The organism is Micromonospora sp. NBRC 110009, assembly GCF_030518795.1.
Taxonomy (GTDB): domain Bacteria; phylum Actinomycetota; class Actinomycetes; order Mycobacteriales; family Micromonosporaceae; genus Micromonospora.
Window position 1 is genome coordinate 992,878 of sequence record NZ_CP130427.1, and the last position, 13,126, is coordinate 1,006,003.

Sequence of the window (13,126 nt, forward strand, 5' to 3'; positions counted from 1 at the left end):
AGGCGTGGGACGAGCGAGGACGACAGGTCGGGCCGCCAGCCACGGTTCGCCTATCCGCTGACCGTGCTCGTCCTCGCCATCACGTCGTCGATCGCCGCCGACCAGTGCGCGGCGAAGCGCTCAAGACTGTTCTCCGCCCTTACGTACGCGGTGGCGGCGGCGACCGCCGCCTGCCGGGTGGGCAGCAGCGTCAATGCCCGGGTGAACTCGTCCAGGTCACCCGCCGGGGCGGTCAGATCGAGGTAGCCGGGCACCTCGTCGACGAGCGTGCGGACGTAGCCCACCCGCGTCGTGACGACCGCCGTCCCGGTGGCCATCGCCTCCAGGATGGCCAGCGAACACGCCTCGTAGTCGCTGGGCGCGAGCACGCAGTCCGCTGCCTGGATCCAGGTCCGCAACTCGGTCGGGGTGAGAACACCGAGGCTGGTCGCACCGGCGACCGAGCCCGAGCCGGCGGTCAACAACCGGTAGCCGGCGCGGGACGCCGCGGCCGCCGCGATGTCCGGCCGTTTGCGCGCCTCCGCACGGCCGATGAACAGGGCCAGCCGTTCGTCCGCGGAGACCTGCAACTGTTTGCGGGCGACGTCTCGGTCGCCGATCGCGAACGTTCCGGTGTCGATCCCGTTCGGGATGACCCGATGGACCCGGAGCCGGTACCAGTGCTCCACCTCCGCGGCCGTGGGCGCCGAGACCGCCACCCGGTAGGCGTGGGCACCCGCCCAGATCTCCTTCGCCGCGCCCTTGACCAGGAACTGCGTCTTCCAGGGCAGGGAGTAGTCGTTGGTGCGGGACCCCAACCGGACGTGGTCCACCCAGCAGCCGTGGTAGACGTGGATCCGGGGCGCGGTGGTGCGGCGGCTGACCATGCCGTTCGTGATCGCCAGGTCGTGGGTGACCTTGTCGAGGTCGGCGACGCCGACCACGCTGGACACACCGCCGAGCCGTCCGATCACCTCGGCGAGCGTGTGACAGAACCGCTCGACCCCGCCCGAGTTGTTGGCCGGGTTCGGACTGACGATGGCGACCCTCATCGCCGCGCCCACCGGGTGAGGCGCCGTCCGGCGGCGCGTACGAGCGGTTTCAATCGCCGAGCAACCAGCGACGCCTGCTCCTGCAGGGGTCGGCGGATGAGGCCTTGCTCGCGCAACCAGGCACCGTGTTTGCGCAGGAAGTACCAGTTGTTGCGGAGCACCGAACACTCGTACCGGAGCTTCGACTGCCGATCGATCCCGCCGCCCTGCCGGGACCGGATGTAGGTGTAACCCCGATCCGTCACCAGCGTCCGGTGGCCCGCCCGCGCCGCCGACACGTACAGGTCGGTTTCCTCGCGGTAGTAGTTGCCGGTGTAGGACTCGTCGTAGGTGACCACGTCGAAGACTGAGCGCCGGAACAGTGCGTTGGCGGGCATCCACACACACTGTGCCCAGGCCGTCTGGGGGAAGAGCCCGGGCCGGTCGAGCTCCGGGCCGCCCGGCGTCCTCGGCGCCCGGGCGACCAGCTCCTCGACGGTCTCCGCCTCGCCCAGGTTGAACCAGGGCACCCCGACGATGTCAGCGCCCGCCTCGTGCGCGACGCGGAGAAGCTCGGCGATGAGATCGTCGCTGGGTACGTCGTCGTCGTCGATGACGAGCACCCACTCCGAGGTCGTGGCACGAATCCCCGCGTTCTTGGCCTTCGGGGGGCCGACGCTGCGCTCGTTGACGATGACGTGGAGCCGGGAGTCCTGATCGGCGAGGCTCCGCAGCCGGGCCGCGGTGTCGTCCGAGCTCCCGTCGACGACGAAGATCACCTCGCGTACGGCGGGCTGCGCCAGCGCCCATCGCGCCCTCGCACCGGCCAGTTCGCTCCTGTTGCGGGTGGGCACGACCACGGAAACGGTGGCCGCGCCCGAGCGATCCGCCTCGCGCTCGCGCAGCGGCGTGCCAGTCACCGTGACCTCCCCCAGGCTCTACCGGACTTCGTGCTGACCCCCACCGATCCGGCGAGGATTCCGACCGCGACGCCCATCACCAGTGGCCACCGGCTCGTCTCGGAAAGGAACGGCGCGGTCATCAGACACAGCGGTGCGATCAGGCAGAACGCGGCGGCGGCTCGGACGACGCCGTCGCTGTCGGGCGTTCGCAGGGCCTTGAGCGCCGCCAGTCCGGCGACGACGAGGAAGAGGATCACCAGCAGTGGCGCCGCCGGGCCGTACCGCAGCCAGTCCTGCAGCAGCTCGTTGTGCACGTAAACGCGCGTGGCCTCGTGGGCGGCGAAGCCGTCGATCTGGGGCGCGAGGGGCCCCACCCCGGTCCAGAAGTTCGCCCGTACGTGCTCCCAGCCGAGGCGAAGGTCGCTGATGTGCCCGCCCGTGGACGCCGTCTGGTGGACGCTGCTCTCCTGGTTCGGCACCGCCGGCGCGGGCCGGGTGGCGGCGGGCACGGCCGATCCCCCGCTCGCGCTCGACGGCCCGCTCGGGCTCGGCGGGTTGGTCGCCGGCGTGCTACTCGGGCTCGCTGCCCCAGTTTTGCTCGGTGTGCCGCTCTTGCCCGGCGTGCCTGGTGCGCTCGGGGTCCGACTGGCGCCAGGGGCACGGGTCGGGCTCGGTGCCCGGCTCGCGGCCGTCGCTCCGTTCGCGCTCGGCACACTGCTCGGACTCGGCATCCGACTCGTGGTCGGCCCGCTGGTCGGGGCCGGTCCGCTGCTCGCGAGCTCGAAGCTGCCCGCGCTGCGCAGGCCGAGATCGGCGGCGAAACCCGGTGCGGCGAACACGACCGCCGCCACCACGAGCACCGCGAACCCGAACTGTCCGATCATCCGCTTCCAGCGCGGCCAGGTGAGCACGAAGACGACGACGAGGGCGGCCAGAGCCGCGAGCCACACGCTGCGACGGAAGCTGATCAGGACCAGGAGCGGCGCGGCGACGAGCACGCCCAGGTGACGCCAGTCCCAGCGCCGCCCGCCGCCTCCGAGCATGCCGATGAACACCGCCGCCGCGATCGCGGGGAACGCCGAGTCGTAGTAGACGAAGTAGCGGCTGAGCCGGTCGTCAGCGATCTCGCCGAACGGGATGGCGATGGCTGCCGCGACGAGCAGGCCGGTCAGCGCCACCCCGACCGCCCCCCGGAGCGACCTCTGGTCGTCCCGCAGCCGGCGCAGGCTCAGGCCGACGACGAGTCCGAGGACCAGCAGGATGAAGGGGCGGGCGTTCTGGTTGACCGCGGAGAAGACCGACTGCCCGTGGAGCAGGCCGCTGCCGCTGGCCAGGACGACGAGCGCGGCGGCCAGCCCGAGCAGCGCGCCGCCGAACGAACGGAGGCGGACGCGCTGCGGTGGCCACCACCGGGCCGCGGCGAACGCGGCCGTCAACGCCAGCGCCAGGAGAATGGGGATCTTCCCGGTACCGAAGTAGAGCTGGTGACCCAACGTGGTCAACACGCCGAACCGCCCGTTCGGCTTGATCTCCTGGGCGAGCACGGCCACGAGCACGATGCCGGTCAGGGGAAGGCGGAGCACGAGCAGCGGCAACGCGATCGCGATGACGACCCCGGCCGGGGACGGCAGGGTCCAGACGATGTACGCGGCGCTGAACGCCGCGAGCGCCCAGGACGCCCACCCGAGCGGCCGCCGGCCGGTGGCGGCGACCGGAGAGATGATGCCGTACGCCCAGCCGGGGAAACGCATCAGAGCTGGCCCGCGGCCCGTCTGACCGCGGCCATCGGGGCCGCCGAGAGGCTGTTGGGGGCGATTGACGGCCGCGTCGTCCGTGCCCGAATCAGTCAAAGTCCCTCTGGAACCCATCGCTGCCCTTGCCCCGAGATCGGATCCCGGTCGGCCTTCGCTGACCCGGAACCCTGCTGACCACAACGCCGAACCGGTTGCCGTGACAGTCGCGGGACGACCACAGCCCAAGCAATCCTGTGACCAGGGCGGCCGTGCAATGTGGTAGGTCGAACATCACGGCAGCGGCCGTCGCGGCACACAGTAGCAGGAAAGGCGAACAGGAGCGTCGACGCGAACTCGTCATCCCGACGAGGTGAACCGGGAGCGGGCCGGAGCAGCCACCCGAGGCTCACTACGATATTCATGGTTCCGGTCGGATGGCTCGAATGGTGGCAGCTTTGCGCACTCGCGGTCGATGGTCGCCACCCGGTAGCGTCATCCGCGGTTACCCTCCGGAGCCGCGGCTGGTCACCCGCCGCGCTCTCCTCGCCGCCGCCGGCGGCATGGTGGTCGCCGGCGACCTGGTCCTCGCCGGCGACACCCCGCGCCGGGCGCAGACCGTGCTGCTGCCGCCCCCGTCCGGGGGCGACGACACCGCCGCGCTCAACACCGCTCTCCTAGCCGGGGCGGGCGGCCCGATCCAGGGGCGCCGTGGCGCCCACTACCGGATCAGCGCCCCCCTCGTGGTGCGCAGCGGCACGACGCTGGCCATGTCGGGGTGCACCGTGACCCTGACGACCGGTAGCGCCTGCAACCTCCTCGTCAACAGCGCGGTCACCACCGGCGGTCGGGACCGGGACATCACCGTCGTCGGCGGCACGTGGGTACGCGCGGCGGGGGTCGGTGGTACCGGCCCCGACCTGCACACCCTGCGCTGGCGGCGGGTGGACGGCCTGACACTCAAGGGACTGGCGGTGGAGACCGCCAGCGACAAGTACGCCATCTCCCTCGGCGACGTCACCGACACCACGGTCACCGGGATCAGGTTCGCCGTGTACTCGGACGGAGTGCACATCCAGGGGCCGGCCGCGCGGACCAGGATCTCCGGGATCCGGGGCTCGACGGGCGACGACACCGTCGCCATCACCCCTCGCGACTGGCAGGCCTACGACGACGTGTCGGGCCCGGTGACCGACACCGTCATCGAGGACGTCAACGTGGCCTCGCTGGCGGCGCTGGTCAAGGTGCTCGGCGGGTCGCCGGAGACCGCGGCCTTGCGTACCACGGTCCGGCGCGTCGCGGGCGTTGCCGGCAACAACGTCGTCTGGGTCGGGGACGACACCGCCGAGTGGCGCACCACCGGCGGCCGGGTCGACGACCTGGTGGTGGAAGAGGTGGCCGCGGCGGCCCTGCCCGGCCGGGGCGGTGTGGTGCACATCAACGGCTCGGCCGTGGGGCACGTCCGGCTCCGGGGGCTGACCGCCGACGGTCCCGACGCGGCACTGCCACTGGTGCGCTTCTCGCCGCTGGCTCCCGCGACCCTGGACATGCTCACGGTCGAGGACGTCGCGGTCGCCCAGCTCGGAGCCCTGCCCCTGTTGGCCGTGGACGCGACGGCGAGGATCCGACGGCTGCAGGTGGACCGGTTGACCATCGGGGGCGCGTCGGCCGGCGCGAAGGTCATCCGGATCGCCGGCGTGGTGGACGAGCTGACCGTCCGGACGGCGACCATGACGGCGAGCGGCGACAGTCACCTGCTCGAACTCTCCGAATGGGCGGAGAAGGCCGCGGTGCGCCAGGCGGACCTGTCCGGGGTGCGGGTCGTCGGCAACGGCGGCCTGGTCACCGCCAAGGCGGCCACCCACACCCTGCCCCGGCTGGCTCTCGACGACGTGCAGACCGCCGGGACGCCCTGGCTGGTCGACCTCAACACCGACACCGAGCTGGTGCTGTCGAACGTGCGCATCGACCACAGCGCCGGCGGGCTCGCGAACGTGCATCGGTCAGGCGCGGTGGTGGTGCGCGGCGACGGGCTGCGGTCGACACCCGGTTCGCGGGGGGTGGCGGTCGCCGCCGGCGGTTCGGTGGTGTCGTACGCGCCGGATCTCGCGGTCGACGTCAGCAGGCTCGTCCGGGTCGACGGCAGCCGGGCCACGAACACCAATCCGCGCCTGTCCTGCGGGACGGGGCCGGTGAGGTGCACCGGCCTGACCTGGCAGCACCTCCAGACCGGCGCCACCTACTGACCGGCGGCGTGCTCACAGGGCCTTGCGGGACAGCACCCGCCTGAGGTCCGCCGGGGTGACCGCCCGCGCGGCCAGCACCGCCGCCCCGAACATGCCGGCCGCCAGCGCCGCCTCGATCGGCCACGGAAGCCGGACCAGCCACAACACGAGGATCGTGGCGGCGCCGAGGACGAGGACGCTCGCCATCTCCCGCACCGGCAGTCGCGACGTCATCGCCCGCGCCGCGAGCAGGCAGGTCGTGGCGCCGATGACGAACTCCGTGGCGGCCGCCACCGCCGCGGCGCCGGTGGCTCCCCAGCGGGCACAGGCCCAGAACTGTGCCGCGAGGTTGACCACCGCCACCGAGACCGTCAACACCGCGATCGGCCGTACGACGCCCAGCGCGGAGCAGATGGTCGTGCCGACATAGCCGAGGGTGACGCCGACGAAGGCCACGGCGAGCAGGATCAGGGGCGTGACCGCCGGGGCGAAGTCGTCGCCGTAGAGGTAGGCGACGAGGGCGGGCGCGAGCGCGATCAGCAGGACCGCCGTGCCCGCGCCGATCACGACGCCGGTGCGCGTCGCCAGGCTGAAGATCACATTTCGGCGGTGGGCGTCCATGGACAGGCTGGTCGCCACGATCGGCAGCAGCGGGGCCACCAACATGGCCGGGCCGAGCTGCGCGACGTCCAGGAACTTGTAGGCGGCCGAGTAGTAGCCCACCTCGGCAGCGCCCTGGAGGTGGAACAGGATCACCGAGCCGAGGCGGTAGTAGGCCATGACCGCCAGCGAACTGATCGCGAGCGGCCAGCTCAGCGAGAAGATCCGACCGGCCTCCGCCCACGACGGGCGGCCGAGTGGCACCAGCCTCCGGTTGATCACCACACCGACGGAGGTCTGCAGCGCGACGACCGCGACGAAGAACCAGCCGAGGAGAACCACGTCGCCGCCGGTACGAGCGACGGTCACCACCGCGACCAGCCAGAGGAGGCCCTGGACAAGGGCGAGGACGGACGACACCTCGGGGCGGAACCGGGCCGTCGCTCCCGCCGTCAGGATCGACGCCGCGGACAGCGGCGTCGCGACGGCGACCACACCGACGACCGAGCTGGATTCGCCGAAGAGCCCTCCGGCGGCGGCGGCGAGCAGGACGACGGTCGCGACCAACGCCACCGAGGTCCGGATGACCAGGCCGGTGCTCAGGATCCGGCCGGCGGCCAACTTCTCCCGCGCAATCCGGGAACTCACGGTGATCGTCGTGCCCATGTCGGCGACCTGCGCCGCCGCCGTGCCGAGGGTGAGCGCGAGGGCGAAGACGCCGAACCCGTCCGGGTTCAGGTAGCGAGCGAGCACGGAGTTGGTCGCCATGCCGACGACCATGCCCAGCAGCCGGAGGCCGAGGGAGACGGCGGTGGCCATGCTGAGCCCGCGCGCCGACCGCGCGCCGTCCGCCGGTCCGGTCGCGTCGAGATCCGGTACGGTGCCCGCCGGAACCCCGGCGTCCCCCGGCTTGTTCGTCGTCTGTCCAGGCGAGGTCACCGGAGGCACTCCCCGAAGATGCGTTCGTACGCGGCGAGCCAGTTCTCCCGGCCGTGCTGCTGCTCGACGTAGGCGACGCCGCCGCCGCGCAGGTCCAGGAGCGCGGCGGCCCGCTCGGCCGTCAGCTCCGACGGATCCTGGATCACCAGGCCACCGCAGCGGGAGACCAGTTCCGTCCCGGGATCTCCGGCGAACGCCACGACTGGCAGCCCGGCGGCGGCCGCCTCGAGCACGCAGGTCGGCGTGCCGTCGGTCTCCGCCCCGCAATAGAGGTAGAAGTCGCTGGCCGCGAGGAGGGCGGGCACGTCCTCCCGGTGACCGGTGAAGTGCACGTCGGTGCTGCCGGCGGCGAGCCGCTCCAGCCGCTCGCGGTCGGGTCCGTCGCCGACGACGAGCAGGGCGCTTCCGCTGGCCAGTGCCGCCGCCACGGCCCGATCGTGGCGCTTGGCGCCGTGCAACCGCGCGGCGAGGACGGCGACGCGCCGGTCCTGGAAGTGGCTCGGCAGCACCTGTCGCCGCAACGCCGCCCGCGTCTCGGCCGGCGGGGCGGCGTAGCGGCCGGTGTCGATCGAATTGGGGATCACCACGAGCTTGTCCCGGCCGACGACGGGTTCGAGGTCGCTGGCGACGGCCGCGCTGACGCAGATCACCCGGGCGACGTGCTCGGCGGCGCGCGCATAGCCCGCGAGAAGCATCCGGCCGGCGCGGCCGCCCATCCACCGCCCGTGTTCCGTCCAGACCACCGGCGCGCGGCGGGACAGGGGCGCGGTCAGGGCGATCTGTTCCCGCTTGAACTGGAGGTAGTAGAGCGAGGAGTCGGCGATGGCCTGTGTCCGGTGCCGCTCGAGGGGCACCCGCAGGAGCCCGGTGGCCATCGTCCGGCGGGACCACTTCGGCCCGAGCCCGATCTCGCGCCGGCTCAGGCCGCGCTCCTCCCAGCCCGGGCACCGGCCGTACAGGACGACATCGTGGCCGCGATCCCGCATCCCGCGGCCGAGCGCGACGGTGTGCGCCTCGGCGCCACCGGCGGTGTCCGAGACGGAGACCATCGTGACGGTCAACCTGGACAATGGAGGCCTCTTCTCAGCGGCTGCGGGCCGGGCCGTTGGTGCGGCGCTGGCGGGTAGCGGTGTATTCGTGAAGGAAACGGTTGGCGGCGTCCGCCGTGTCGACCGGCTCCGCGCCGAGTTGGTGTGCGGCGACGATGGCGTCCCGGATCGCCGCGACGCTGGTGTCCCGGGCGACGGCGGTGGCCAGCTCGCCCAGACCGCCGCACGGGGCCACCGCGGTCGGCACGCCCAGCCTGGCCGCGACCGCGAGCACGCCGGACTGGCTGGCGACCGCGTACGGCGCGACGACGACGTCGGCGCTCGCCACCAGTGCGGTGAACTCGTCGACGTCCAGATAGCGGTAGGCGGTCGTCACGGCCGCGCCGGTCGCTTCGATCAGCGCGTCCACCTGCCGGCCCGGTCCGAGGTCGTCGCCGACCACGGCTCCCCGCCAGTCGGGCAGCTGCGCCATGGCCTGGACGAACAGTTCCGGGTTCTTGTCCGCCCGGACCTGGCCGGGCAGCAGGGCGAGCTTGCCGCCGGCCGGCTTCAGCTCGGTGCGCCACCGCTCGACGAGGGCCGGATTCACGGGCGGGATCCACTGCACCAGCGGGACCCGGACCACGTCGGTCACCCCCCTGGCGAGGAGGTTCTGCCGGTCGGCGTCCGAGTAGACGAGGACGCGGTCGGTGTCGTGGAGCGCGCTGCGCAGGGCCCGGCCGCCGCCGGGGGCGTTCGACCGGACGAAGGTGTTGTGCGGGCTGGCGACGACCGTCGCGCCACGGCGGCGGGCGACCGAGACGAGTTCCGGGGTGAGCGCGAACATGCCCTGGATGTGGACGACGTCCTCCGGGCCGATCGCCCGGTGCAGGTGCGGCAGGGTACGCAGCAGGTAGCGCGCCGACGTCCGGGCCTGGCGGACGACCCGGTTGGGCGAGGCCCGGTGCCAGGTGACGCACCGGCACAGGGCCACCGAGGCGGGGACCTCGTCGCAGTCGTCCGCGGTGTGCACGACCACGTCCACCCCGAGTGCCGTCAGGCCGGCAGCGACCTCGACGGTGTGGTTGAAGACGCCACCTCGGCCGCCCGACTCGATCAGGTGAACCCGCCGGATCACGACGCCACCTTCCCCTCGGCGAGGGTCGAGATGGCGGTGACCAGCTCGCCCACCGCCTGCGGCCAGCCGAGCGCCGCGCAGCGCCGCCACGCCGCGTGTTCCCGCGCCTGCCGGGCGGACCGGTCCCGCAACCCGTCGACCACCGCGTCGGCGAAGGCCCGCGGTTCGTCGGCCACCCAGTAGGCGTCGGCGCCGCGCACGGCGCTCGGCAGGCCCTGCGCCGCGAACGGGCTCATCACCACGGAACGCCCACGCGACATCGACTCGGTCAGCTTGAGCTGCGACCCGCCGCCGGTGGTGGCGGGGGCGACGGTCAGCGCGGCGCCGGCGTAGGCGTCCGCCACGTCGTCGAGGGTGCCGAGCACGGTCACTCCGGGAGTGCCGGCGAACTCCTGGCTCAACGCCTCGCTCCGCCGGCCGGCGACCACCAGCCGAGCCGTGGGAAGCGCGGCGCGGACGAGGGGCCAGGTGTCCCGGACCAGGGCGCGCAGCGCCAGCACGTTCGGCTCGTAGTCGTAGGAGGCCAGCGCCAGGGCGTACCCGTCGGCCGGGGACGGGGTGTAGGGCTGGAGGTCCACCCCGTTGGGCACCAGGACGACGTCGCGGGCCCAGCCGCGCAGCACGTCCACGTCCGGCTGGGAGAGCGCGACGCAGAGGGCGGCGCGGGCGGCCACCCGAGGCTCCCAGAAGGCGGCCTTGGTCGCCTCGGCCCGCCGGGCCATCCGTTGCCACCCGTGGGCCGACGTCACCAGCGTCTGCAGGCGCCGGCTCTCGATGTTGGCGAATTCCACGACCTGCGGTACCGGTCGTGCCGAGGGCGGCGCCCACGCCGCCAGGTAGGAGTGGGACCAGTAGACCGCGTCGGGCCGGAACTCGTCGCAGAGCGCCAGGAGGGAGTCGGCGACCGGCACCAGGTAGTGCCCGCCCAGGTGAGGACGGCCCGACGCCCGGGTGCGGACCGCGGACGGTGGTGACCAGGGCAGCGGAGCGGTCGCGACCGGCGCGTCCAGTTGCCGCTCGCCATGGTCAGGGAACGTGACCAGCACGTCCAGGTGACGGCCCAGCGCCTCGGCCACCCGAGCCGTCCGGATGCGGCCACCGTGCTGCGCCGGCCAGGGCGGCTCGACGCTGACGACGAGTACGCGCTTCATCGCCCACGGACCAGTTCGGTCTCCAGCAGATCGCGCAGCAGCGCGCCGCGGCCCGCCCAGCCGTGTTCCGCCGCGCTCGCCATCCGGGCGTCCAGCACCGGGTCGGTGACCGGTTGGAGCAGCTCCCGCAGGCGGGCGGGGAAGTCGTCGGCCTCGGCCGCCGTCACGTGGGAGTTGGTCCGCGCGAGCTCGGTGACCGCCGGCAGCCGGGTGCTCAGCACCGCCAGCCCGGAGGACAGGTACTCGAAGCACTTCAGGGGGCTGACCCCCCGGGTGTAGTCGTTGATCTCGTACGGGATGAGCCCGACGGCGCAGGTGCCGGCCAGCTCGGCGAGCTGGGCAGGGGTGAGCACGCCGACGTGGCGGGCCCCGAGCTCCTGAAGCCGGCGCAGCTCCGCGTCGAAGCTGCCCCCACCGGCCGCGAGCGGACCGGCCAGCAGCAGCTCACCGTGCCCGCGCAGGGCGGTGGCGACCGCCTCGAGGAGTCGCATGTCGAGCTTGTGCACGGTGAGGTTTCCGGAGAAGAGGACGGCGGGCCGGCGCTCGGCCGCCGGCCTGCTGGCCCCCGTGAAGACCGACACGTCCGCGACGTTCGGCAGGAGCTCGACCCGGGGAAAGCCGGCGGTGACGAGATGCTGGTGCACCGCCGTGCTGGTGGCGATGGCGACGGCGGTGCGCGCCGACAACCGCCGCTCCCCGCGCGCCACGGCGACGCCGTCCACGCCCGGGAAGGTCGCCAGGAGGTCCACGCAGTGGTAGACGACGACGTCCGCCGCCTCTTCCAGGCCGTACGTGACGGGCGTGAACGTCCAGAGCACGCGCGGACGCGCACTCGTCAGCCAGCGACCGGTGGCCCTCCGGAGCAGGGCGCGGTTGAGCGGGCGGGTGGGCGCCCGGTGCACCGGCAGCACGAGCGGCGACACGATCTGCGCCCCCGCCGGCCGGGGTCGGTGTGCCGGCGCTTCCCGCTCGCCCACCGCCTTCCGGACCCGCCCGGCCATCCGGACCACGTCGTTCCGGTTGAGCCTGGGCCGGCGCAGCCCCAGTGACTCGACGAACGTCACCGTCGTGGTGCGCGCCAACTCGCGCGCGACGTAGTGCTGGTTCGTCGCGATCGGGGCGTCCCACTCGGCGGTACCCAACATCAGCACGTTCGCGACGGGCGACGCCGTCCCCATGAATCAATCCCCCGCTCGGAGTGCACTGAGCCCGGCCAGAGTATGTGAGGCTCCGTTCCCGGCCAATACCGCTACTAGATCCACGGACGGGAGTGGGCGGCTACCCCTGTTCGGTCAGCCACGCGGCTACGTTCGCCTGGAAGACCTGCGGCGTGAACCGCTGGGCGTTGGCCACCGCCGCCCGGGCGGGCAGGTCCGCCGCCCGACGGATCGGGTCCACGTAGTCGGCGGGGTCGGTGGCGTTGAGGAGAAAGCCGGTCTCGCCGGTCACCACGGTCTCCAGCAGCCCGCCACGCGCCCACCCGACGACGGGGGTACCGCAGGCCTGCGCCTCCACCGGGATCATGCCGAAGTCCTCCAACGCCGGGTAGAGCAGCGCCACGGCGCCCCAGTACAGCTCGCGGAGCCGTTCCCGGGTCGGCCTGATCTCGAACTCGACCGGCACGTCGACGCGGGCGGCGAGCCGCCGCAGGTTCGCCTCCTCGGGGCCGCCACCGGCGAGGACCAGGGGCAGGCGGGCCGCCGCGGCGATCTCGATCATCAGGTCGAAGTTCTTGTACGGGACCCACCGGCCGACACCCAGGAGATACCGGCGGTCCTGGTCGCGCACCTCCGGCGGGGCCGCCCCGAAGTAGTCCACCTCCACCGGCGGGTTGATCACCCGGGCGTCGCGTCCCCAGAAGCGGCGGATCCGCGCCTGCACCTCCCGCGAGTTCGCCGCGTAGCTGTGCACGTGCCGGCTCAGCCGCTTGTCCCCCGCCTGCAGCACCGCGCGCATCGGCGCGAGCACCGGGTTCGCGCCGCGCTGGTCCAGGTCGGGGCTCCAGACGTACCGGGCGGGTGAGTGCACGTAGCTCAGGTGGCGGGTCCGGTCCGGGTCCCCGATCCGGACCGTGTGCGCGAAGGCGTGGCTCGAGGAGATGACGAAGTCGTACTTCTTGCGGGTCAGTGTCCGCCAGGTGAGCGGCATGACCGGAAGCGCGAGCGCCTTGCTGCGCCGCAACGGCGTCTTCGCCATCCACGACTCGTGGATCTGCTGGTCCACCGTCGCGTCGTGGTCCTTCCAGAGCACGAACCGTTCCGCGTGCGGGACGACCTCGGCCATGCTCAGGAAGACCTGTTCGGAGCCGCCGGTGGCGCCGAACCACTCGTGGACCAGCGCGACGGACCGGTCGGCGAGGGGGCGGAGTGCGGCATCGGACGTGGACGAGGCGAGACTCACGAC

Annotated in this window: 10 protein-coding genes; 1 reads left to right on the plus strand and 9 read right to left on the minus strand. The window is 72.9% G+C overall.

Translation table 11 applies throughout. The features are described from left to right. Window positions 1-50: 50 nt before the first annotated feature. From Q2K19_RS04665 to Q2K19_RS04675, 3 genes are read right to left on the minus strand one after another with little or no spacing between them, the layout of a single operon-like run. Complete coding sequence (locus tag Q2K19_RS04665) at window positions 51-1,031, minus strand: glycosyltransferase family 4 protein (protein WP_302767935.1); 981 nt, start codon at window positions 1,029-1,031, stop codon at window positions 51-53. Beyond that, window positions 1,028-1,930, minus strand: coding sequence for a glycosyltransferase family 2 protein (locus tag Q2K19_RS04670; RefSeq protein WP_302767936.1), 903 nt, complete (start codon window positions 1,928-1,930; stop codon window positions 1,028-1,030). Before Q2K19_RS04670 ends, Q2K19_RS04665 begins: the two co-directional genes overlap by 4 nt. Then, window positions 1,927-3,663: an O-antigen ligase family protein gene (locus Q2K19_RS04675; RefSeq protein ID WP_302767937.1), complete on the minus strand. Its 1,737-nt coding sequence runs from the start codon at window positions 3,661-3,663 to the stop codon at window positions 1,927-1,929. The genes Q2K19_RS04670 and Q2K19_RS04675 overlap by 4 nt, the downstream gene beginning before the upstream one ends. Before the next feature lie 437 nt (window positions 3,664-4,100). Here Q2K19_RS04675 and Q2K19_RS04680 point away from each other — a divergent pair, with 437 nt between their 5' ends. Then, entirely contained in the window at window positions 4,101-5,888 is a 1,788-nt protein-coding gene (locus tag Q2K19_RS04680; protein ID WP_302767938.1) for a hypothetical protein, read from the plus strand. A gap of 12 nt (window positions 5,889-5,900) precedes the next feature. Here the strand turns inward: Q2K19_RS04680 and Q2K19_RS04685 are convergent, their stop codons facing one another. The 6 genes from Q2K19_RS04685 to Q2K19_RS04710 all read right to left on the minus strand — a co-directional run bounded on the left by Q2K19_RS04685 (window position 5,901) and on the right by Q2K19_RS04710 (window position 13,123). After that, a complete protein-coding gene (locus tag Q2K19_RS04685; protein ID WP_302767939.1) occupies window positions 5,901-7,406 on the minus strand; it encodes an oligosaccharide flippase family protein in 1,506 nt (501 codons plus the stop codon). Continuing rightward, window positions 7,403-8,467, minus strand: coding sequence for a glycosyltransferase family 4 protein (locus tag Q2K19_RS04690; protein ID WP_302767940.1), 1,065 nt, complete (start codon window positions 8,465-8,467; stop codon window positions 7,403-7,405). The genes Q2K19_RS04685 and Q2K19_RS04690 overlap by 4 nt, the downstream gene beginning before the upstream one ends. A gap of 22 nt (window positions 8,468-8,489) precedes the next feature. Continuing rightward, window positions 8,490-9,572 carry a glycosyltransferase family 4 protein gene (locus tag Q2K19_RS04695; protein ID WP_302767941.1) on the minus strand — a complete coding sequence of 361 codons (1,083 nt, stop codon included), beginning with the start codon at window positions 9,570-9,572 and terminating at the stop codon, window positions 8,490-8,492. Then, window positions 9,569-10,723: a glycosyltransferase family 4 protein gene (locus Q2K19_RS04700; protein ID WP_302767942.1), complete on the minus strand. Its 1,155-nt coding sequence runs from the start codon at window positions 10,721-10,723 to the stop codon at window positions 9,569-9,571. Before Q2K19_RS04700 ends, Q2K19_RS04695 begins: the two co-directional genes overlap by 4 nt. Then, a complete protein-coding gene (locus Q2K19_RS04705) occupies window positions 10,720-11,901 on the minus strand; it encodes a glycosyltransferase (protein WP_302767943.1) in 1,182 nt (393 codons plus the stop codon). Before Q2K19_RS04705 ends, Q2K19_RS04700 begins: the two co-directional genes overlap by 4 nt. 100 nt (window positions 11,902-12,001) lie before the next feature. Continuing rightward, a complete protein-coding gene (locus Q2K19_RS04710) occupies window positions 12,002-13,123 on the minus strand; it encodes a glycosyltransferase (RefSeq protein WP_302767944.1) in 1,122 nt (373 codons plus the stop codon). Window positions 13,124-13,126: the final 3 nt, after the last annotated feature.